Below are 20,132 nucleotides of genomic sequence, written 5' to 3'. Positions count from 1 at the left end.
TGCGCTTGGATACCCCCGTGACTGTCCATGACTCCGCGAAGCTCCTGCCGTCGATACCGGAACTGCGCGACCACTGCCGTGCCCTCGCCATGCTGGAGGCGATCCTCTGCCCTGACGCCCACTTCCGGCACTTCACCTTCGACGCGCACTGGTCCGCGACCGACGAGTTCGCCTCGATGAGCAACGGTTCGGGCGATGAATACGCGATCGTCTTCGCCCCGGCGGGCGCGTACGTCCGGGGCTTCGACCACGAGTCGCCGATGAGCCCGTACGTCGGTGGGGTGCCGTGGCCCGGCGTCGTCGACGAGGTCCCGGACGTGTTCCGGCGGTACGTGGACGAGCCGGCCTTCTCGGACGGCCTCGGGTTCCCGTCCGTGACGGCCTGCCTGTGGCGGACGACCGGCGACGACGCCTGGCGTGCGGGCACGATCGACTTCCCCGATGCCTGCGACCCGGACGGGTCGGAGTACCTCTTCGAGCACCTGACGGACCGCTCCCCCGAGGCGTACCAGGAGTTCGCCGTGGACATGCACGAGGTGCCGGTCGATCTCGACGCCGTACGGCACGTCCTCGCGCTGCGCCCCCTCACCGAGGAGCTGGTCGCCGTCCTGAATCCGGCGCTCACCCTGACCGGCCTCGCCGACGACATCGCGGCCACCGGCTATCCGCACCGCAGCCGCTGAAACGCCGAAGTCCGGCACCCCGGAAAGGGTGCCGGACTTCGGGGACGACGCGTCTTACAGCCCCGCGGCCTTGCGGAGCGCGTCGACGCGGTCGGTGCGCTCCCAGGTGAAGTCGGGGAGCTCGCGGCCGAAGTGGCCGTAGGCGGCCGTCTGGCTGTAGATCGGGCGCAGCAGGTCGAGGTCGCGGATGATCGCGGCGGGGCGGAGGTCGAAGACCTCGGCGATCGCGTTCTCGATCCTCTCCACGTCGACCTTGGCGGTGCCGAAGGTCTCGACGAACAGGCCGACCGGCTCGGCCTTGCCGATGGCGTACGCGACCTGCACCTCGCAGCGGGAGGCGAGCCCGGCCGCGACGACGTTCTTGGCGACCCAGCGCATGGCGTAGGCGGCCGAGCGGTCGACCTTGGACGGGTCCTTGCCGGAGAAGGCGCCGCCGCCGTGGCGGGCCATGCCGCCGTACGTGTCGATGATGATCTTGCGACCGGTCAGGCCGGCGTCACCCATCGGGCCGCCGATCTCGAAACGGCCGGTCGGGTTGACCAGCAGCCGGTAACCCTCGGTCTCCAGCTTGATCCCGTCGTCCAGGAGCTGCTTGAGGACGTGCTCGACGACGAACTCGCGGATGTCGGGCGCGAGCAGCGACTCCAGGTCGATGTCCGAGGCGTGCTGCGAGGAGACGACGACCGTGTCCAGGCGGACCGCCTTGTCACCGTCGTACTCGATGGTGACCTGGGTCTTGCCGTCGGGGCGCAGGTAGGGGATGGTGCCGTTCTTGCGGACCTCGGTGAGGCGCTTGGACAGCCGGTGCGCGAGGTGGATCGGCAGCGGCATCAGCTCGGGCGTCTCGTCCGACGCGTAGCCGAACATCAGGCCCTGGTCGCCCGCGCCCTGCTTGTCGAGCTCGTCCTCGTCACCCTCGACGCGCTTCTCGTAGGCGGTGTCGACGCCCTGCGCGATGTCCGGCGACTGGGCGCCGATCGAGACGGAGACGCCGCAGGACGCGCCGTCGAAGCCCTTCTTCGAGGAGTCGTAACCGATCTCCAGGATCTTGCTGCGCACAAGCGTGGGGATGTCGGCGTACGCCTTGGTCGTCACCTCGCCGGCCACGTGCACCAGGCCGGTGGTGATCAACGTCTCCACGGCGACGCGGGAGGTGGGGTCCTCCCGCAGCAGCGCATCGAGAATCGTGTCGCTGATCTGGTCAGCGATCTTGTCGGGGTGACCCTCGGTCACGGACTCCGAGGTGAAGAGACGACGGGACACAACGCTCCCTGGGTTTGCAGCGGCTGCTGGCTGATCATTTGCGGACCGGCAGGGGGCTGCGCCCCGCGTCGTTCCGAGGACAGTTTATCGGGCGCTCTCGGCGGTTGGACCAGGTGTCTCGCACGGTGGGAGCCTGATCGGCCACATCTGCCGTATCCGCGGTAGGACGATCGGCTCTCACTGCGGGGCGGAACGCCGGTTTTCTTGGGATTTCATCCCCCCGAAGGGGCGAAATTAGAGATTCATCCTGAATTGTCCGAGTCGCTGTTCTCCGGTGTACCCAGCCGGGGGGCGACGAGGTCCCAGACGGTGTCCGCCAGGGCTTCCTTCGGCCCGAACGGAACCGGGGTCTCCCCGCCGTCCGCGGCCAGCACCACGGCCTCGTTCTCCTCCGAGCCGAAGGTCTTGCGCTCCCCCACCTCGTTCACCACGAGCAGGTCGCACCCCTTGCGGCGCAGCTTGTCCCGGCCATTGACCAGCACATCGTCCGTTTCGGCGGCGAAACCGACGACCACCTGCCCGAGACGCGCTCGATCCGCCGAGATCTCGGCCAGGATGTCCGGGTTGCGCACCAGCGCGATGGGGGCGGGTTCCTGGCCGTCCTTCTTCTTGATCTTGCCTTCGGCGTAGGCGGCGGGGCGGAAGTCCGCGACGGCCGCGGCCATCACCACGGCGTCCGCGTCGGCGGCCGCCTTGAGGACCGCCTCGCGCAGCTGGACGGCCGTGCCCACGTGGACGACGTCGACGCCCGCCGGGTCGGGCATGCCCGTGTTGGCCTCGATCAGCGTCACCCTGGCGCCCCGGGCGGCGGCGGTCCTGGCCAGGGCGTACCCCTGCTTACCGGAGGAACGGTTCCCCAGGTAGCGCACCGGGTCCAGCGGCTCACGCGTGCCACCCGCGCTGACCACGACATGACGGCCCGCAAGGTCGGGCCGGGCGGCGGCGCCGCGAGCCAGCACCCGTCGGCAGACCTCGAAGATCTCGTCCGGGTCGGGCAGCCGGCCCTTGCCGGTGTCGACGCCGGTGAGGCGGCCCACGGCCGGCTCGATCACGACGGCTCCGCGGCGCCGCAGTGCGGCGACGTTGTCCTGGGTGGCGGGGTGCTCCCACATCTCGGTGTGCATGGCGGGCGCGAAGACCACCGGACACCGGGCGGTCAGCAGCGTGTTGGTCAGCAGGTCGTCGGCGAGGCCGTGGGCGGCCTTGGCGAGCATGTCGGCGGTGGCCGGGGCCACCACCACGAGGTCGGCGTGCTGCCCGATGCGTACGTGCGGGACCTCGTGGACGTCCGACCAGACCTCGGTCGAGACCGGGTTCCCGGAGAGCGCGGACCAGGTGGCGGCGCCCACGAAGTGCAGGGCGGACGCGGTCGGGACGACCCGTACGTCGTGGCCGGACTCGGTGAGGCGCCGCAGCAGCTCACACGCCTTGTAGGCGGCGATGCCACCGCTGACCCCGAGGACCACCTTCGGCTTGTCCACTCAACGCCTCCCGGCTCCGGCTCGTTACTACGGTCTCCATGACACACCACAGGCCCGGCGGAGTGTCCACCGGGCCTGTCATGACGTGCAGTGGGGCGCCTACTGGGCCGGGCCCTCGATGGCCTCGGAGGTCAGCAGACCCGCGTTGATCTCACGCAGGGCGATCGAGAGCGGCTTCTCGTGGACGTGGGTGTCCACCAGCGGACCGACGTACTCCAGCAGGCCCTCACCGAGCTGCGAGTAGTACGCGTTGATCTGACGCGCACGCTTGGCCGCGTAGATCACGAGGCTGTACTTCGAGTCAGTGGCCTCGAGCAGCTCGTCGATCGGCGGGTTGATGATGCCCTCGGGCGCGGTGATGGAAGAGGACACGCTCTACCTTCCGAAAAACTTCTGGAAAATGGGACAAAGATCAAACAACTTGCATCAAGGCTAGCAGCTCACGGGCTACGTCCTCGACGGAGGTGTTGACGAGGGTGGTGTCGAACTCGGCCTCCGCCGCGAGTTCGATCTTGGCTACTTCCAGACGCCGCTCGATGACCTCCGGCGGCTCCGTGCCGCGGCCGGTGAGCCGGCGGACCAGCTCGTCCCAGCTCGGCGGGGCCAGGAAGACCAGCTGCGCCTCCGGCATCGACTCACGGACCAGCCGCGCGCCCTGGAGATCGATCTCCAGCAGGACGGGCTCGCCCGCCTCGAGCCGCTCCAGCACCGCCCGGCGCGGTGTGCCGTAGCGGTTGCCGGCGAACTCGGCCCACTCCAGCAGCTCGCCGTTGGCGATCAGCTTGTCGAACTCGTCGTCGGTGACGAAGTGGTACTGCACCCCGTCCCGCTCGCCGGGGCGCGGCTTGCGGGTCGTGGCGGACACCGACAACCAGACCTCGGGGTGGACCTTGCGCATATGAGCGACGACCGTGCTCTTGCCGACCCCGGAGGGGCCGGAGAGCACGGTCAGCCGCGGACGTACGTCCGGGGGCTCGGGGGCGGTCCCCCGGGATGTTGCAGCCATGGGGCGATTATTCCAGGTTTACTCCAGTGCCCTGGACGTCAGGCCCCAGTGCTACCGAACTCGCGCTCCAGGGACGCGATCTGGTTGGAGCCGAGACCCCGCACACGACGGCTCTCGGAGATGCCGAGCCGCTCCATGATCTGCTTGGCGCGGACCTTGCCCACGCCGGGCAGGGACTCCAGGAGAGCGGAGACCTTCATCTTGCCGATGACCTCGTTCTCCTGGCCCTGCTTGATGACCTCCTGGAGCGAGGCGCCGGAGTGCTTGAGTCGATTCTTGACCTCGGCCCGCTCCCGGCGAGCCGCGGCGGCCTTTTCGAGCGCGGCTGCGCGCTGTTCAGGGGTAAGGGGCGGAAGAGCCACGCCTACGTCACCTCGGATGTCGAACTGTCGGATACGGACCGGTGAGGAACCTAGTGGCCCCACACCTGGGGAGCAACGAGCAACGCAGTGCACGTTGGCTCTGCGACGGAGACTAGCGGCCATGGCCGCCAGAGTCAGCGAGAACAGCGGAAAAGTCCTGGTCAGCATCGATCTACCCAGACATTTAAGACATAACGACCCTGTTTTGCGCGCAGATTCCGACCATGGCGTTCGCGGGCTTGGCCAACGTGACGTGCATCACACCACCGACGACGGAACCCACGGTCACCTCGGGGTGACCGTGGGCTCCGATGATCTTCCGCGGGACGTCAGGCGCCGACCGCCGCCCGCACCTCGTCCGCGTACCGCTGTGCTGCCTCGCGCAGCGCCGCGGCGTCCGGGCCATGGCGCAGCACGCCCCGGCTGACGCTCGGCACGACATTGCGCACGGCCGGGCCGAAGACGGCCGGCAGGTCGGCCGGGGTCGCCCCCTGGGCGCCGATGCCGGGCGCGAGCAGCGGGCCGTTGATGTCCAGGTCGTACGAGGAGAGGTCGCCGAGCGTGGCACCGACGACCGCGCCGAAGGAGCCGAGCGGGGTCTCGCCCGCGTTGTCCTCGGCGAGGTGGGCCAGCATGGTGGCGGCGACGGTCCGCCCGGCCGGGTCCTCGGTCCGGACCGCGCGCTGCACCTCCGCGCCCTCCGGGTTGGAGGTGAGGGCGAGGACGAACAGCCCGGCGCCGCTCTCGCGCGCCAGGTCGACGGCCGGCTTCAGCGAGCCGTACCCGAGGTAGGGCGAGACGGTGAGCGCGTCGGAGAAGAGCGGCGAGTCCTTGCGCAGGAACGTCTCCGCGTAGGCGGCCATCGTGGAGCCGATGTCACCGCGCTTGGCGTCCATGACGACCAGCGCGCCCGCGTCCCGCAGGTCCGCGACGGCCTGCTCCAGCACCGCGATGCCGCGCGAGCCGAACCGCTCGAAGAAGGCGCTCTGCGGCTTGAAGACGGCCACCCGGTCGGCGAGGGCGTCGACGACCGTGCGCGTGAAGCGCTCCAGGCCCGCCACGTCGTCGTTCAGGCCCCAGGCGGACAGCAGGGAACCGTGCGGGTCGATGCCGACGCACAGCGGGCCACGGGAGTCCATGGCGTACCGGAGACGGGCGCCGAAGGGTTCGAGCGGGCTCATACGGTGGCCTTTCGGGTGTCGGCGCCGACCGCCTCGGCGAGGGTGGCGTACGGGGAGGCGTTCAGCCGGGCGGCGAGGCCCTTGTGGATGGCGCGGGCGTAGAACGGGCCCTCGTAGATGAAGGCGCTGTAACCCTGGACCAGGGTGGCGCCGGCGAGGATGCGCTGCCAGGCGTCCTCGGCGTTCTCGATGCCGCCGACGCCGACCAGCGTGATGCGGTCGCCCACGCGCGCGTAGAGGCGGCGCAGCACCTCCAGGGAGCGCTGCTTGAGCGGCGCCCCGGACAGCCCGCCGGTCTCGCTGGTGAGGTACGCCGGGGACTTCAGGCCCTCGCGGGCGATGGTGGTGTTGGTGGCGATGATGCCGTCCAGGCCGAGCTCGACGGCCAGGTCGGCGACCGCGTCGACGTCCTCGTCGGCCAGGTCGGGCGCGATCTTGACGAGCAGCGGGACACGGCGGTCGGTGACCGTACGGTCGGCGGCCTCGCGGACGGCCGTCAGGAGGGGCCTGAGGGACTCCGTGGCCTGGAGGTTGCGCAATCCCGGGGTGTTCGGCGAGGAGACGTTGACGACCAGGTAGTCGGCGTGGCGGGCGAGCCGCTCGGTCGACTTCACGTAGTCGGCGGCGGCCTCGGCCTCCGGTACGACCTTGGTCTTGCCGATGTTGACGCCGACGACGGTCTTGAAGACGGGCACGCGCGCGTGGAGGCGGGCGGCGACGGCGGCCGAGCCGTCGTTGTTGAAGCCCATGCGGTTGATCAGGGCGCGGTCCGCGACGAGGCGGAAGAGACGCTTCTTGGGGTTGCCGGGCTGCGGCTCGCCCGTGACCGTGCCGATCTCGACGTGGTCGAAGCCGAGCATCGCCATGCCGTCGATCGCGACGGCGTTCTTGTCGAAGCCCGCGGCGAGCCCGAACGGACCGTGCATGCGCAGGCCGAGCGCCTCGGTGCGCAGCTCCTTGTGGCGGGGGGCCAGGGCGGCGGCGAGGAAGGTGCGCAGCACCGGGATGCGGGCGGCCAGGCGGATCCAGCGGAAGGCCAGGTAGTGGGCCTGCTCCGGGTCCATGCGGGTGAAGAACAGCCGGAAGAAGAGCTTGTACATGGTGTGTGGTGTCCTCATGAGGAGGGGGACACCGTTTTGACGGTGTCCCCCTCGTGGGCTGCTAGTCGCGGGCCGCGATCAGATGCTGCGCGTGTTCCTGGAGGGAACGGACTCCCACTCCGCCGTGGTTGAGTGCGTCGATGCCCTGGACGGCGGCGGCGAGCGCCTGGACCGTCGTCAGGCACGGGACTCCGCGCGCCACGGCCGCCGTGCGGATCTCGTAGCCGTCGAGGCGGCCGCCGGTGCCGTACGGGGTGTTGACGATGAGGTCGACCTCGCCGTCGTGGATGAGGCGCACGATGGTCTTCTCGCCGCCGGGTCCCTCGCCCTCGGACTGCTTGCGCACCACGGTGGCGTTGATGCCGTTGCGCTTGAGGACCTCGGCGGTGCCGGAGGTGGCCAGCAGCTCGAAGCCGTGGGCGACCAGCTCGCGGGCCGGGAAGATCATCGAGCGCTTGTCGCGGTTGGCGACCGAGATGAACGCGCGTCCCTTGGTGGGCAGCGGTCCGTAGGCGCCGGCCTGCGACTTGGCGTACGCGGTGCCGAAGACCGCGTCGATGCCCATGACCTCACCGGTGGAGCGCATCTCCGGGCCGAGGACGGTGTCCACGCCGCGGCCGTGCACATCGCGGAAGCGCGACCACGGCATGACGGCCTCCTTGACGGAGATCGGCGCGTCCAGCGGCAGGGTGCCGCCGTCGCCGTTCTTCGGCAGCAGGCCCTCTGCGCGCAGCTCGGCGATGGTGGCGCCCAGCGAGATGCGGGCGGCGGCCTTGGCCAGCGGCACGGCGGTCGCCTTGGAGGTGAAGGGGACCGTGCGGGAGGCGCGGGGGTTGGCCTCCAGGACGTACAGGATGTCCCCGGCCATGGCGAACTGGATGTTGATCAGGCCGCGGACACCGACGCCGCGCGCGATCGCCTCGGTGGAGGCGCGCAGCCGCTTGATGTCGAAGCCGCCGAGGGTGATCGGGGGCAGGGCGCACGCCGAGTCGCCGGAGTGGATGCCGGCTTCCTCGATGTGCTCCATGACGCCGCCGAGGTACAGCTCGGTGCCGTCGTACAGGGCGTCGACGTCGATCTCGATGGCGTCGTCGAGGAACCGGTCGACGAGGACCGGGCGGGTCGGGGAGATCTCGGTGGACTCGGCGATGTACGCCTCCAGGCGCGCCTCGTCGTACACGATCTCCATGCCGCGGCCGCCGAGCACGTACGACGGGCGTACGAGGACGGGGTAGCCGATCTCGTCGGCGATGGCCTTGGCGCCGGCGAAGGTGGTCGCGGTGCCGTGCTTGGGGGCGGGCAGGCCGGCCTCGGCGAGGACCTGGCCGAAGGCGCCGCGGTCCTCGGCGGCGTGGATGGCCTCCGGGGAGGTGCCGACGACCTTCACGCCGTTGTCCTTGAGCGCCTGGGCGAGGCCCAGCGGGGTCTGGCCGCCGAGCTGGACGACGACGCCCGCGATGGGGCCGGCGAGGGACTCGGCGTGGACGATCTCCAGCACGTCCTCGAGCGTGAGCGGCTCGAAGTACAGGCGGTCGGAGGTGTCGTAGTCCGTCGAGACGGTCTCGGGGTTGCAGTTGACCATCACGGTCTCGTAGCCCGCGTCGCTGAGCGCGAAGGAGGCGTGGACGCACGAGTAGTCGAACTCGATGCCCTGGCCGATGCGGTTCGGGCCGGAGCCGAGGATGATCACCGCGGGCTTCTCGCGCGGCGCGACCTCGCTCTCCTCGTCGTACGAGGAGTAGAAGTACGGCGTCTTGGCGGCGAACTCGGCGGCGCAGGTGTCGACCGTCTTGTAGACCGGGCGGACGCCGAGGGCGTGCCGGACCTCCCGGACGACGTCCTCGCGCAGGCCGCGGATCTCGGCGATCTGGACGTCGGAGAAGCCGTGGCGCTTGGCCTCCGCGAGCAGCTCGGGCTCGAGCTTCTCGGCGGCGGCGAGCTCGTCGGCGATCTCCTTGATGAGGAAGAGCTGGTCGACGAACCAGGGGTCGATCTTCGTCGAGTCGAAGACCTCCTGCGGGGTCGCGCCGGCGCGGATGGCCTGCATGACCGTGTTGATGCGGCCGTCGGTGGGGCGTACGGCCTCGCGCAGCAGCTCGTCCTTGTCGCCGGGCTCGCCGGTGAAGGTGAACTGGCTGCCCTTCTTCTCCAGGGAGCGCAGCGCCTTCTGGAGCGCCTCGGTGAAGTTGCGGCCGATGGCCATCGCCTCGCCGACCGACTTCATGGTCGTGGTCAGCGTGGAGTCGGCGGACGGGAACTTCTCGAAGGCGAAGCGCGGTGCCTTGACGACGACGTAGTCGAGGGTCGGCTCGAAGGAGGCCGGGGTCTTCTCGGTGATGTCGTTGGGGATCTCGTCCAGCGTGTAGCCGACGGCGAGACGGGCCGCGATCTTCGCGATCGGGAAGCCGGTGGCCTTGGATGCCAACGCGGACGAGCGGGAGACGCGGGGGTTCATCTCGATGACGATGACCCGGCCGTCCTCGGGGTTGACCGCGAACTGGATGTTGCAGCCGCCGGTGTCGACGCCCACCTCGCGGATGATCGCGATGCCGACGTCACGGAGGATCTGGTACTCGCGGTCGGTGAGGGTCATCGCCGGGGCGACGGTGATGGAGTCGCCGGTGTGCACGCCCATCGGGTCGAAGTTCTCGATGGAGCAGACGACCACGACGTTGTCGTGCTTGTCGCGCATCAGCTCCAGCTCGTACTCCTTCCAGCCGAGGATGGACTCCTCCAGGAGCACCTCGGTGGTGGGAGACAGGGTCAGGCCCTGGCCGGCGATGCGGCGCAGCTCCTCCTCGTCGTGCGCGAAGCCGGAGCCAGCGCCGCCCATGGTGAAGGAGGGGCGGACGACGACGGGGTAGCCGCCGAGCGTCTCCACGCCCTTGAGGACGTCGTCCATGGAGTGGCAGATCACCGAGCGGGCGGACTCGCCGTGGCCGATCTTGGCGCGGACGGCCTCGACGACGCCCTTGAACAGGTCGCGGTCCTCGCCCTTGTGGATCGCCTCGACGTTGGCGCCGATCAGCTCCACGCCGTACTTCTCCAGCACACCCTGCTCGTGCATGGAGATCGCGGTGTTGAGCGCGGTCTGGCCGCCGAGGGTGGGCAGGAGCGCGTCGGGGCGCTCCTTGGCGATGATCTTCTCGACGAACTCGGGGGTGATCGGCTCGACGTACGTGGCGTCGGCGATCTCCGGGTCGGTCATGATCGTCGCCGGGTTGGAGTTCACCAGGATGACGCGCAGGCCCTCGGACTTGAGGACGCGGCACGCCTGGGTGCCGGAGTAGTCGAACTCGGCGGCCTGGCCGATGACGATCGGGCCGGAGCCGATGACCAGGACGGACTGGATATCGGTGCGCTTAGGCACGCTCGGCCTCCATCAGGGATACGAAGCGGTCGAAGAGGTACGCGGCGTCGTGCGGGCCGGCGGCCGCTTCGGGGTGGTACTGGACACTGAAGGCCGGCTGGTCGAGCAGCTGGAGGCCCTCCACCACGTTGTCGTTCAGGCAGACGTGGGAGACCTCGGCGCGGCCGTAGGGGGTGTCGGACACCTTGTCGAGCGGGGCGTCGACGGCGAAGCCGTGGTTGTGCGCGGTGACCTCGACCTTGCCGGTCGTACGGTCCTGCACGGGCTGGTTGATGCCGCGGTGGCCGTACTTCAGCTTGTAGGTGCCGAAGCCGAGCGCGCGGCCCAGGATCTGGTTGCCGAAGCAGATGCCGAACAGGGGCGTCCTGCGCTCCAGGACGGCTCGCATGACGGAGACGGGGCCGTCGGCGGTGGCGGGGTCGCCGGGGCCGTTGGAGAAGAACACGCCGTCGGGGTTGACGGCGAAGACGTCCTCGGCGGTGGCGGTGGCGGGCAGCACGTGCACCTCGATGCCGCGCTCGGCCATCCGGTGCGGAGTCATGCCCTTGATGCCGAGGTCGACGGCGGCGACGGTGAACTTCTTCTCGCCGATCGCGGGGACGACGTACGGCTCCTTCGTCGCGACCTCGGCGGCGAGGTCGGCGCCCTTCATCTGCGGGACGGCCTGGACCTTGGCGAGCAGCTCGTCGTCGCCGCGGATGGCGTCGCCGGAGAAGATCCCGACGCGCATGGCGCCGCGCTCACGGAGGTGGCGGGTGAGGGCGCGGGTGTCGATGCCGCTGATGCCGACGACGCCCTGGGCGGCCAGCTCGTCGTCGAGGGTGCGGCGGGAGCGCCAGTTGGACGGGATGCGGGCGGGGTCGCGGACGACGTACCCGGAGACCCAGATCTTCTTGGACTCGGGGTCCTCGTCGTTGACGCCGGTGTTGCCGACGTGCGGCGCGGTCATCACGACGACCTGGCGGTGGTACGAGGGGTCGGTCAGGGTCTCCTGGTAGCCGGTCATGCCGGTGGAGAAGACGGCCTCGCCGAAGGTCTCCCCCACGGCCCCGTAGGCGCGGCCGCGGAAGGTGCGGCCGTCCTCCAGGACGAGTACGGCGGGAGACTCGCCCCTCCTCTTCGAGGCGTTCCCCTGTGTGGAGGTGGTCATCGTGCGGTGCCTTCCGTCGTAGTGATCATGGTGTTGAGGGTGTCGACCCAGGCGGTGTGCTCCGCCGCCCGGTCGGAGCGGAAGCCCGAGTCGATCAGCGTCTCGCCGTGCGCCCAGGTGACGATCAGCAGGCCGCCCTCGGCGAGGACCTTGCCCGCGATGCCCTTGTCGAGCCGGGCGCCGCGCAGCTGCCCGGCCGGGACGAAGAAGTCGCGCGCGCCGGGGCGTACGACCTCCAGGCCCGTGTCGGTGAGCGTCAGCTCGACGCGGCTGCGGGTACCCAGGCCATGGGCGACGATCCGGTCGAGCCACTGCCCGGCCGTGGTGGAGCCGTGGTAGCGGCCGGTCATCGTCAATTTCGTCGCGCCGGGGACTTCCGGCATTTCCGGCAGTTCGGGCAGGTGCGACTGGAGGCTGCCGCGCCACTTCCAGCCCTGGCGCATCAGCCAGTAGAGGAGGGCGACGAAGAGCAGCAGTCCGGCGACCCAGCCGAGCCGGGCGGCCCAGTCGGTCACCTCGGCCGACTTCTGTTCCGCCGCGATGGAGATGAGTGTCACGCCAGCTTCCCGTCCATGAGCGTCGCCCGGCCCCGCAGGAAGGTGTGGGTGACGCGACCCGGCAGCTCGCGGCCCTCGTAGGGGGTGTTGCGGCTGCGGGAGGCGAAGCCCGCGGGGTCCACGACACCACGGTATGCCGGATCGACCAGGGTGAGGTTGGCGGGCTCACCAGCCGAGACGGGACGGCCGTGGCCGGTGGCGCGGCCGATCCGCGCGGGCTTGAACGACATGCGGTCGGCGACGCCGGCCCAGTCCAGCAGCCCGGTCTCGACCATCGTGTGCTGGACGACGGACAGCGCGGTCTCCAGGCCCACCATGCCCATGGCGGCCGCGGCCCACTCGCAGTCCTTGTCCTCGTGCGGGTGCGGGGCGTGGTCGGTGGCGACGATGTCGATCGTGCCGTCCGCCAGGGCCTCGCGCAGCGCCATCACGTCGCGCTCGGTGCGCAGCGGCGGGTTGACCTTGTAGACCGGGTTGTACGAGCGGACCAGCTCGTCGGTCAGGAGGAGGTGGTGCGGCGTGACCTCGGCGGTGACGTCGATGCCGCGCGACTTGGCCCAGCGGACGATCTCGACGGACCCGGCGGTCGACAGGTGGCAGATGTGGACGCGGGAGCCGACGTGCTCGGCGAGGAGGACGTCGCGGGCGATGATCGACTCCTCGGCGACGGCCGGCCAGCCGCCCAGGCCCAGCTCGGCGGAGACGACGCCCTCGTTCATCTGGGCGCCCTCGGTGAGGCGGGGCTCCTGGGCGTGCTGGGCGACGACGCCGCCGAAGGCCTTCACGTACTCCAGGGCGCGGCGCATGATCACGGCGTCGTCGACGCACTTGCCGTCGTCGGAGAAGACGGTGACGCCGGCGGCGGACTCGTGCATGGCGCCCAGCTCGGCGAGCTTCTTGCCCTCCAGGCCGACGGTGACGGCGCCGATGGGCTGCACGTCGCAGTAGCCGTGCTCCTGGCCGAGCCGGTAGACCTGCTCGACGACACCGGCGGTGTCGGCGACCGGGAAGGTGTTGGCCATGGCGAACACGGACGTGTAGCCGCCGGTGGCGGCCGCGCGGGTGCCGGTGAGGACCGTCTCGGAGTCCTCACGGCCCGGCTCGCGGAGGTGGGTGTGCAGGTCGACGAGGCCGGGCAGCAGGACCTTCCCCTCGGCCTCGACGACGGTGGCGCCGTCGGCGCTCAGACCGGTGCCGACCTCAGCGATCGTCTCGCCGTCGATCAGGACGTCCTGGGCTTCGCCGCCCAGCACCTTCGCACCACGGATCAGGGTCTTGCTCATCTGTCTTACTTCTCCTCGGTACGGGTGTTGGCGACGGCGGACTCATTGCCGCCGAGCAGCAGGTAGAGGACGGCCATGCGGATGGAGACGCCGTTGGCGACCTGCTCGACGACCGTGCAGCGGCCGGAGTCGGCGACCTCGGCGGTGATCTCCATGCCGCGCACCATGGGGCCGGGGTGCATCACGATGGCGTGCTCGGGCATCTTCGCCATGCGGTCGCCGTCGAGACCGTAGCGGCGCGAGTACTCGCGCTCGGTCGGGAAGAACGCGGCGTTCATGCGTTCGCGCTGGACCCGCAGCATCATCACGGCGTCGGACTTCGGCAGGGTCCTGTCGAGGTCGTACGACACCTCGCAGGGCCAGGTCTCGACGCCGACGGGGACGAGGGTGGGCGGGGCTACGAGGGTGACCTCGGCGCCGAGGGTGTGCAGCAGGTCGACGTTGGAGCGGGCGACCCGGCTGTGCAGGACGTCACCGACGATGGTGATGCGCTTGCCGGACAGGTCCTGGCCGAGCCCGGCGTCCCGGCCGACCAGGCGGCGGCGCATGGTGAAGGCGTCGAGCAGCGCCTGCGTGGGGTGCTGGTGGGTGCCGTCACCGGCGTTGATGACGACGGCGTCGATCCAGCCGGAGGTGGCCAGGCGGTACGGGGCACCCGAGGCGCCGTGCCGGATCACGACGGCGTCGACGCCCATCGCCTCCAGGGTCTGGGCCGTGTCCTTGAGGGACTCGCCCTTGGAGACCGAGGAGCCCTTGGCGCTGAAGTTGATGACGTCGGCGGAGAGGCGCTTCTCGGCGGCCTCGAAGGAGATGCGGGTACGGGTCGAGTCCTCGAAGAAGAGGTTGACGACGGTGCGGCCGCGGAGGGTGGGCAGCTTCTTGATCGGCCGGTCGGCGACCCGGGCCATCTCCTCGGCGGTGTCGAGGATGAGGACGGCTTCGTCGCGGGTGAGGTCGGCGGCCGAGATGAGGTGGCGCATCATCGGGAGGTTCTCTCCGGTGTGTGGAGGTCGAGGGCCGGGAGGTGACCTGTGCTCGGACAGGCCCGGCAGGCATGCGGGCGCGCAGCGGCGGCACGCCGTACGAAGGGGTCGTACGGGGGTGCTACTGCTCGCCGGCCGGGGCGGTGGGGGCGGTCTCCCGCATCCCGAGCAGCACGGTGTCGCGACCGTCCTCCTCGGCCAGCTGGACCTTGACCGTCTCGCGCAGCGACGTGGGGAGGTTCTTGCCGACGTAGTCGGCGCGGATGGGGAGCTCGCGGTGGCCCCGGTCCACGAGGACCGCGAGCTGGACGGCGCGCGGGCGGCCGATGTCGCCGAGCGCGTCGAGGGCGGCGCGGATGGTGCGGCCGGAGAAGAGGACGTCGTCGACGAGGACGACGAGGCGGCCGTCGATGCCGTCCGCGGGGATCTCGGTCCGGGCGAGCGCGCGGGCGGGCCGCATCCGAAGATCGTCGCGGTACATGGTGATGTCGAGCGAGCCGACCGGCACCGTGCGGCCGGTGATCTGCTCGAGCTTGTCGGCGAGGCGGCGGGCGAGGAAGACACCACGCGTGGGAATGCCGAGGAGGACGACGTCGTCGGCGCCCTTGGCGCGCTCGACGATCTCGTGGGCGATGCGGGTCAGAACCCGCGCGATGTCCGGGCCCTCAAGAACCGGGCGTGCGGCATCGGACTGCTGAATGGCGTCCATACGAAACGGACCTCCTTCTCCGCCTCACGGGACGGACCTTAAAGGACGTCGGAATTGCGCCACCCACGGTACCAGGGCCGCGCGGGTGCTCCGGTCCGGGATGTGGAAGACCGTCGGTACGGACCATTCGGCTTGACGCAGCCAAGTAACGCTGCGTAACCTCACAGTGAGTTACCAGCCTTCGTCCCGGGAGCTATATGTCCAGCGAATACGCAAAACAGCTCGGGGCCAAGCTCCGTGCCATCCGCACCCAGCAGGGCCTCTCCCTCCACGGTGTGGAGGAGAAGTCCCAGGGCCGCTGGAAGGCCGTGGTGGTCGGTTCGTACGAGCGCGGCGACCGTGCCGTGACCGTACAGCGCCTCGCCGAGCTGGCCGACTTCTACGGCGTCCCGGTGCAGGAGCTGCTGCCGGGCACCACGCCGGGCGGGGCCGCCGAGCCGCCGCCGAAGCTCGTCCTGGACCTGGAGCGCCTGGCTCACGTCCCCGCGGAGAAGGCGGGCCCGCTGCAGCGTTACGCCGCGACGATCCAGTCGCAGCGCGGCGACTACAACGGCAAGGTGCTGTCGATCCGGCAGGACGACCTGCGCACGCTGGCGGTCATCTACGACCAGTCGCCCTCGGTGCTGACCGAGCAGCTGATCAGCTGGGGAGTGCTGGACGCGGACGCGCGCCGTGCGGTGGCGCACGAAGAGGCCTGATCCCCGGGCCTGCCACAGCAGAAACGTTGCCGCCGGGTGCGGGGGCCCTTCGGGTGCCCACCGCCCCGGCGGTTTTCATGCCCCGCCCGGCTCCGGAGCATGCCGAAGGGCCCACCGCGCGAGGTGCGCTGCGGGCCCTTCGGACACAGGTACAGGTGCGGGTCAGTCCCGGCGGAGCTTCGGCTTGAGGTCCTTGAAGCGGGCCATCATGCCGTTGACGAACGACGGGGACTCGTCGGTGGAGAACTCCTTGGCGAGCTGCACCGCCTCGTCGATCACCACGGCGTCCGGGGTGCCGTCCACCCAGACGAGCTCGTACGCACCGAGACGCAGGATGTTCCGGTCGACGACCGGCATCCGGTCGAGCGCCCAGCCCTCCGCGTAGGTGGCGATGAGCTCGTCGATCCGTCCGGCGTACTGCGCGTACCCCTCGACGAGCTCCATCGTGTACTCGCTGACCGGCGGCTGCCGGTCGTCGGACCGGGCGTGCCGGACCCAGTCCGCGAGGACCTCCTGCACGGACGCACCGCGCTGGTCGGCCTCGAAGAGGATCTGGAAGGCGCGCTTACGGGCCTTGTTCCGGGCAGCCACGGTTAGCTGTTCACCCGGCCGAGGTAGTCGCTCGAGCGGGTGTCGACCTTGATCTTCTCACCGGTGGTGATGAAGAGCGGGACCTGGATCTGGTGGCCGGTCTCCAGGATGGCCGGCTTGGTGCCGCCGGTGGAGCGGTCGCCCTGGACGCCCGGCTCGGTCTCCTGGACGGTCAGCTCGACGGCGGCCGGGAGCTCCACGTAGAGCACCTCGCCCCCGTGCGTGGCGACGGTGGCGGTGAAGCCCTCGATCAGGAAGTTCGCGGCGTCGCCGACGGCGGCGCGGGAGACGTGCAGCTGGTCGTAGGTCTGCATGTCCATGAAGACGAAGTACTCGCCGTCCATGTACGAGAACTGCATGTCGCGGCGGTCGACGGTGGCCGTCTCGACCTTCACACCGGCGTTGAACGTCTTGTCGACGATCTTGCCGGAGAGCACGTTCTTGAGCTTGGTGCGCACGAAGGCCGGGCCCTTGCCGGGCTTGACGTGCTGGAACTCGACCACGGACCAGAGCTGGTCGTTGTCGAGCTTGAGCACCATGCCGTTCTTGAGGTCGTTCGTGGAAGCCACGGTTGCGGAATCTCCTGGACTGACGCTGGTGGACGACCGAGGCGTGGTGCGTCACGCGCTGGCTACAGCGCGAGCAGCTCCTTGGTCGTGATGGTGAGTAGCTCGGGTCCGCCGTCCGCCTCCTGGCGTACGACGAGCGTGTCATCGATCCGGACACCGCCCCGGCCCGGGATGTGGACCCCCGGTTCGACGGTGACCGGCACGCAAGCGTCCAGTTTACCCATGGCGCCGGGTGCCAACTGCGGGTCCTCCTCGATTTCCAGCCCCACACCGTGTCCGAGGAAGGGCGCGACGCACTCGCCGTACCCCGCCGCGTCGAGGATCTGGCGGGCCGCGCGGTCCACGTCGCCGTATGCGGCTCCGGGGACCAAGGACTCACGGGCGGCCCGCTGAGCGGCGAAGACGAGGTCGTACAGCTCGATCTGCCAGTCGGCGGGTGAGGTGCCGATGACGAACGTCCGGCCGATCTCGCAGCGGTAGCCGCGGTAGTTGGCGCCCAGGCAGACGGAGAGGAAATCGCCTTCCTCGACGCGGCGGTCGGAGGGCCGGTGACGGCCCCGGCCGGCGTTGGGGCCCGTGGCGACGGAGGTGGGGAACGCGGGTCCGTCGGCGCCGTGGTCGACCAGGCGGCGTTCCAGTTCGAGGGCGAGGTGGCGTTCGGTGCGGCCGACGAGGATGGATTCGAGGAGCTCGCCGAGCGCCTGGTCGGTGATCTCCGCCGCGATCCGGAGGCAGGTGATCTCGTCCTCGTCCTTGACGATCCGCTCCTGCTCGATGGCGCCGCCCAGGTCCGCCAGGCGCAGCTGGGGAGCGACCGAGCCCATCGCCCGGTGGCGCGCCACGCTCAGGTGGTGCTCCTCGACGGCGAGCACGTCCGTCCCCGCCTCGCGGGCGAAGCCGACCGCCGCGACCGCCGGGTCGCTCCCTGCCGGGGGGAGCGCGACGAGCCGCAACTGCTCGTCGAGGCGCCCTTCCACGGGGTCTCCGGACGGCGTACCGGGGCAGAGCAGGACGTCGTCGCCGGCGCCCAGGAGCAGGACGGCCCCCGGGGGCGCGCCGCCCGCGAGATACCGGACGTTGGCGGGGCGGGAGACCAGGGCCGCCGCAGAGCCGGACGCCGCGCACCGGTCACGCAGCCGCCCTCGGCGGTCCGCAAACACCTCTGACATGCCCCGAGCCTACGAGCGCCCGCGCGGGTCGGCAGGTCGGGCGGGCCCGACCGGGGGCGTCGGCGGCGGCGTCGTCGTCCCCACGGGCCGGAAAGCGGCCCCTCCCCGCGCACCGTCCGTCCCCCGCCCTCCTCGGCACCGAGGGCGGCCGTGGCCCGACCCGTACGGCGGGGATTCCACCGGAGGAGCGGCGCTCGAAGGTCTGCCGTCCAGGGCGCTGCGCGGGCCCGGCGTCCGGTCGGCGGGTGCGCTGCTGCCGCCCTCCGCCACCGCGCCGGCCGGGCTGCGGTAGTCAACCGCGCAAACCGGGGTATCCGGCGGACCGGGACAGTCACCACGGTTCGAAGGAGTCGCCATGCCGAGCAGCACCGCCACCACGACCACCGACGTCGTCGAACTGATCCTGCGGGATCACCGCCGGATGGAGGAGCTGTTCCGGGCGATGCGGAACGTCCAGGCCGACCGGGCAGGGGCGCTCCAGGAGTTCGCTTCCCTCCTCGTGGCCCACGCGACGGCGGAGGAGAGCGAGGTCTACCCCGCGCTGCGGCGCTACAAGAACGTGGACAACGAGGACGTCGAGCACAGCGTGCACGAACACCAGGAGGGCAACGAGGCTCTCCTGGCCCTGCTCGAAGTCGAGGACACCGGCTCCGAGGAGTGGGACGAGAAGCTCGAAGAGCTCGTCACGGCGGTGAACCACCACGCGGACGAGGAGGAGAGGACGCTCATCAACGACGCTCGCGAGAACGTCTCCGCCGAACGCCGCGCGGAACTGGGCGAGGCGTTCGCAAAGGCCCGGGCGCGGCAGTTGGCGGCCGACTGCGGCAGCGTGGAGAACGTCCGCCGGCTGGTGACGTCGTCCTCCCACTGAGCACGACCGCGGCATGGGGGCGGCCGCCACGTGGGCGGCCGGCACATGGGCGGCCGCCACACGGGTGGTCGACACCTGCTGGGCCTGCACATGGCCGGCCGGCACATGAGGGCGCATCGCCTGGACGGGTTCGTCCGGGTGGTGCGCCCCGCGTCTGTCCGGACCTAGAAGGACGGCGGGCTGGTGATGGCGCGGGCGAGGACGTCGTCCAGGACGCGGGCGGTGGTCTCCACGTCGTACTTGGAGTTGTCGATGATCGGCAGCCCCGAGCCGTACCAGCCGGCCATCCGGCCGTGGATGCCGGCGACCTCCTCGTCGGAGAGGCGGCGGTTTCCGGTGCGCTCGGCGTTGCGCTCCAGGACGATCTCCAGGCCGGGCAGCAGGACCACCGGGAGGAGCCCCGGGCCGACGTGGCGCTTCCAGCCGCCGAGGCCCACGACCGGGCGGTCGGGGAAGACGGCGTCGTCGAGGATGCAGGAGATGCCGTTGGCCAGGAAGTTCCGCGCGGCGAAACCGCACGTGCGGCGGGCCAGGCGGTATTGCGCCTCCGACTGGTCGTTCCAGCCGGACTGGGGGTCGGCGAAGCCGGCGCAGACCCATTCGCGTACGTCGTCGAGGCTGATGTGCGCGGTGGGCACCCGGCGGTTGCTGGCCCAGTACCGCGCGACGGTCGTCTTCCCGGCGCCGGCGGGGCCGATGAGGAGGACGGCGAGCGTCGCGGTCCCGGTGCCCTGCTCGGCGGGCGACGGGGCCGGGGCGGCGACCGGGGCACCGGGCGGGAGGTGGATGTGGCCCGTGGTGTCGCGCGGGGGCGCGATGGGCGAGGCCCAGCCGGGTGCGCCGGGCCCGCTCGGCGGCGCGGGGGCCGCCGGGGGTGACGGTGCGGGCGGTGCGGCAGGGGGCGGGGCCGGGGGTCCCTGGGGCGGCGGCGGACCCGGGTGATGGGCGGAGGCCTGGTTGATCCATCCGGTGGCTGCGTGCCCCGGCTGGTGGGGCGGCGGCAGCGGAGCCCCCACTGCATGCTGCATCCGGTGCCACTCCGTCTCGTACGACTGACGCTGATCGGGCGCCCGTTCGGGTCGCCGTTACCGAACCGTACCCTCCCC

Annotated in this window: 20 protein-coding genes; 3 read left to right on the top strand and 17 right to left on the bottom strand. The window is 70.7% G+C overall.

Translation table 11 applies throughout. From position 1 onward, the window contains the following. Positions 1-17 precede the first annotated feature (17 nt). Entirely contained in the window at positions 18-683 is a 666-nt protein-coding gene (locus tag ABT360_RS19665) for a hypothetical protein (RefSeq protein ID WP_351817704.1), read from the top strand. A 54-nt stretch (positions 684-737) separates the two neighbouring features. Here ABT360_RS19665 and metK read toward each other — a convergent pair whose 3' ends face one another. From metK to pyrR, 13 genes are all read right to left on the bottom strand, one after another. Further along, positions 738-1,946, bottom strand: coding sequence for a methionine adenosyltransferase (gene metK, locus ABT360_RS19660; protein WP_351817701.1), 1,209 nt, complete (start codon positions 1,944-1,946; stop codon positions 738-740). Between the two features lie 242 nt (positions 1,947-2,188). Beyond that, positions 2,189-3,427, bottom strand: coding sequence for a bifunctional phosphopantothenoylcysteine decarboxylase/phosphopantothenate--cysteine ligase CoaBC (gene coaBC, locus ABT360_RS19655; protein ID WP_351817699.1), 1,239 nt, complete (start codon positions 3,425-3,427; stop codon positions 2,189-2,191). Positions 3,428-3,526: 99 nt separating this feature from the next. Continuing rightward, positions 3,527-3,799, bottom strand: coding sequence for a DNA-directed RNA polymerase subunit omega (gene rpoZ / locus ABT360_RS19650; protein ID WP_005319902.1), 273 nt, complete (start codon positions 3,797-3,799; stop codon positions 3,527-3,529). Between the two features lie 40 nt (positions 3,800-3,839). Next, a complete protein-coding gene (gmk, locus tag ABT360_RS19645; RefSeq protein WP_351817696.1) occupies positions 3,840-4,433 on the bottom strand; it encodes a guanylate kinase in 594 nt (197 codons plus the stop codon). 38 nt (positions 4,434-4,471) lie between these two features. Continuing rightward, the gene (locus tag ABT360_RS19640; RefSeq protein ID WP_064068014.1) at positions 4,472-4,795 is read right to left on the bottom strand and encodes an integration host factor; all 324 of its coding nucleotides are present in this window, start codon (positions 4,793-4,795) and stop codon (positions 4,472-4,474) included. Positions 4,796-5,124: 329 nt separating this feature from the next. Then, positions 5,125-5,976 (bottom strand): orotidine-5'-phosphate decarboxylase, encoded by an 852-nt coding sequence (gene pyrF, locus ABT360_RS19635; protein WP_351817692.1) that lies wholly within the window; start codon positions 5,974-5,976, stop codon positions 5,125-5,127. Continuing rightward, positions 5,973-7,076 (bottom strand): quinone-dependent dihydroorotate dehydrogenase, encoded by a 1,104-nt coding sequence (locus tag ABT360_RS19630; protein WP_351817689.1) that lies wholly within the window; start codon positions 7,074-7,076, stop codon positions 5,973-5,975. The genes pyrF and ABT360_RS19630 overlap by 4 nt, the downstream gene beginning before the upstream one ends. Before the next feature lie 61 nt (positions 7,077-7,137). Beyond that, positions 7,138-10,446: a carbamoyl-phosphate synthase large subunit gene (gene carB / locus ABT360_RS19625; protein ID WP_351817686.1), complete on the bottom strand. Its 3,309-nt coding sequence runs from the start codon at positions 10,444-10,446 to the stop codon at positions 7,138-7,140. Then, a complete protein-coding gene (carA, locus tag ABT360_RS19620; protein ID WP_351817683.1) occupies positions 10,439-11,596 on the bottom strand; it encodes a glutamine-hydrolyzing carbamoyl-phosphate synthase small subunit in 1,158 nt (385 codons plus the stop codon). Before carA ends, carB begins: the two co-directional genes overlap by 8 nt. Beyond that, positions 11,593-12,153 carry a PH-like domain-containing protein gene (locus ABT360_RS19615; RefSeq protein ID WP_351817680.1) on the bottom strand — a complete coding sequence of 187 codons (561 nt, stop codon included), beginning with the start codon at positions 12,151-12,153 and terminating at the stop codon, positions 11,593-11,595. The genes carA and ABT360_RS19615 overlap by 4 nt, the downstream gene beginning before the upstream one ends. Continuing rightward, positions 12,150-13,436 carry a dihydroorotase gene (locus tag ABT360_RS19610; protein WP_351817677.1) on the bottom strand — a complete coding sequence of 429 codons (1,287 nt, stop codon included), beginning with the start codon at positions 13,434-13,436 and terminating at the stop codon, positions 12,150-12,152. The genes ABT360_RS19615 and ABT360_RS19610 overlap by 4 nt, the downstream gene beginning before the upstream one ends. A 5-nt stretch (positions 13,437-13,441) precedes the next feature. Beyond that, positions 13,442-14,419, bottom strand: coding sequence for an aspartate carbamoyltransferase catalytic subunit (locus ABT360_RS19605; protein WP_351817674.1), 978 nt, complete (start codon positions 14,417-14,419; stop codon positions 13,442-13,444). Between the two features lie 121 nt (positions 14,420-14,540). Continuing rightward, positions 14,541-15,128, bottom strand: coding sequence for a bifunctional pyr operon transcriptional regulator/uracil phosphoribosyltransferase PyrR (pyrR, locus tag ABT360_RS19600; RefSeq protein ID WP_351817671.1), 588 nt, complete (start codon positions 15,126-15,128; stop codon positions 14,541-14,543). A 197-nt stretch (positions 15,129-15,325) separates the two neighbouring features. Between pyrR and bldD the strand changes: the two genes are divergently transcribed. Continuing rightward, entirely contained in the window at positions 15,326-15,826 is a 501-nt protein-coding gene (gene bldD / locus ABT360_RS19595; protein WP_064068023.1) for a transcriptional regulator BldD, read from the top strand. A 162-nt stretch (positions 15,827-15,988) separates the two neighbouring features. Here the strand turns inward: bldD and nusB are convergent, their stop codons facing one another. The 3 genes from nusB to ABT360_RS19580 all read right to left on the bottom strand — a co-directional run bounded on the left by nusB (position 15,989) and on the right by ABT360_RS19580 (position 18,155). After that, on the bottom strand, positions 15,989-16,417 hold the full coding sequence (gene nusB, locus ABT360_RS19590; RefSeq protein ID WP_351817668.1) for a transcription antitermination factor NusB: 429 nt from the start codon (positions 16,415-16,417) through the stop codon (positions 15,989-15,991). Positions 16,418-16,419: 2 nt separating this feature from the next. Next, positions 16,420-16,986, bottom strand: a complete 567-nt coding sequence (efp, locus tag ABT360_RS19585) for an elongation factor P (protein WP_351817665.1) — start codon at positions 16,984-16,986, stop codon at positions 16,420-16,422. A 62-nt stretch (positions 16,987-17,048) separates the two neighbouring features. After that, complete coding sequence (locus ABT360_RS19580; protein ID WP_351817662.1) at positions 17,049-18,155, bottom strand: aminopeptidase P family protein; 1,107 nt, start codon at positions 18,153-18,155, stop codon at positions 17,049-17,051. Positions 18,156-18,510: 355 nt separating this feature from the next. Between ABT360_RS19580 and ABT360_RS19575 the strand changes: the two genes are divergently transcribed. After that, on the top strand, positions 18,511-19,026 hold the full coding sequence (locus ABT360_RS19575) for a hemerythrin domain-containing protein (RefSeq protein WP_351817659.1): 516 nt from the start codon (positions 18,511-18,513) through the stop codon (positions 19,024-19,026). Between the two features lie 164 nt (positions 19,027-19,190). Here the strand turns inward: ABT360_RS19575 and ABT360_RS19570 are convergent, their stop codons facing one another. Further along, positions 19,191-20,054, bottom strand: a complete 864-nt coding sequence (locus ABT360_RS19570; protein ID WP_351817656.1) for a Pro-rich N-terminal domain-containing protein — start codon at positions 20,052-20,054, stop codon at positions 19,191-19,193. Positions 20,055-20,132: the final 78 nt, after the last annotated feature.

Source organism: Streptomyces sp. NPDC000229 (assembly GCF_040300825.1).
Lineage (GTDB): Bacteria > Actinomycetota > Actinomycetes > Streptomycetales > Streptomycetaceae > Streptomyces.
Note: the sequence above shows the minus strand (reverse complement) of the source record. Positions and strands in the feature narration are given on the sequence as shown.

Excerpts from the sequence above, each read along its gene's own strand:
- gmk (WP_351817696.1), bottom strand. The coding sequence starts at position 4,433 with ATGGCTGCAACATCCCGGGGGACCGCCCCCGAGCCCCCGGACGTACGT.
- pyrF (WP_351817692.1), bottom strand. The coding sequence starts at position 5,976 with ATGAGCCCGCTCGAACCCTTCGGCGCCCGTCTCCGGTACGCCATGGAC.
- ABT360_RS19630 (WP_351817689.1), bottom strand. The coding sequence starts at position 7,076 with ATGTACAAGCTCTTCTTCCGGCTGTTCTTCACCCGCATGGACCCGGAG.
- carA (WP_351817683.1), bottom strand. The coding sequence starts at position 11,596 with ATGACCACCTCCACACAGGGGAACGCCTCGAAGAGGAGGGGCGAGTCT.
- ABT360_RS19610 (WP_351817677.1), bottom strand. The coding sequence starts at position 13,436 with ATGAGCAAGACCCTGATCCGTGGTGCGAAGGTGCTGGGCGGCGAAGCC.
- ABT360_RS19605 (WP_351817674.1), bottom strand. The coding sequence starts at position 14,419 with ATGATGCGCCACCTCATCTCGGCCGCCGACCTCACCCGCGACGAAGCC.
- pyrR (WP_351817671.1), bottom strand. The coding sequence starts at position 15,128 with ATGGACGCCATTCAGCAGTCCGATGCCGCACGCCCGGTTCTTGAGGGC.
- bldD (WP_064068023.1), top strand. The coding sequence starts at position 15,326 with ATGTCCAGCGAATACGCAAAACAGCTCGGGGCCAAGCTCCGTGCCATC.
- ABT360_RS19580 (WP_351817662.1), bottom strand. The coding sequence starts at position 18,155 with ATGTCAGAGGTGTTTGCGGACCGCCGAGGGCGGCTGCGTGACCGGTGC.
- ABT360_RS19575 (WP_351817659.1), top strand. The coding sequence starts at position 18,511 with ATGCCGAGCAGCACCGCCACCACGACCACCGACGTCGTCGAACTGATC.
- ABT360_RS19570 (WP_351817656.1), bottom strand. The coding sequence starts at position 20,054 with ATGCAGCATGCAGTGGGGGCTCCGCTGCCGCCGCCCCACCAGCCGGGG.